The organism is Stenotrophomonas sp. 01N47, from assembly GCF_056399165.1.
Map to the genome: position 1 here is coordinate 1 of NZ_JBFTQU010000089.1, position 392 is coordinate 392.

General features: G+C 56.9%; 1 protein-coding gene. It reads left to right on the forward strand.

Annotated elements, in window-relative coordinates:
• The coding region (locus tag AC1DKR_RS21350) for a hypothetical protein (protein WP_478035194.1) at window positions 1–365 on the forward strand (365 nt) is incomplete at its 5' end.
• Window positions 366–392: the final 27 nt, after the last annotated feature.

Sequence of the window (392 nt, forward strand, 5' to 3'; positions counted from 1 at the left end):
CGATTCGCCGCGTCGCGGAGCATTCGTCAGTCGTCGCGCGCGACATCCGTAATCTGGTCCTGATGCGTGCCAGTATGCCGGAAAGGCAGCGTGTTCTCCCGTGCCCGGGGACGGATTTCAATGCTGCCGGCCTTCTCTATTTCCCAAGCTACAGCGCTTTGGCAGATCGAGCGTTGTTTCAAGCAGGCGAGACGCACATCGGAATGGTTTCATCCCGACATGTGATCTATCTTGGCAATGTGGAGCCGGGAGAGTGGACGGATATTAGCTTCCGAAGGCTGAAGTGGGGTCATGATGTCGCTCTATTCGGCGCGGACGAAAGGCCACTGGCTTTGATGCGGGTCCGTTTTCGTTACGACAGATAGATCGACCTTCCCCTCGAAGGCTGGATA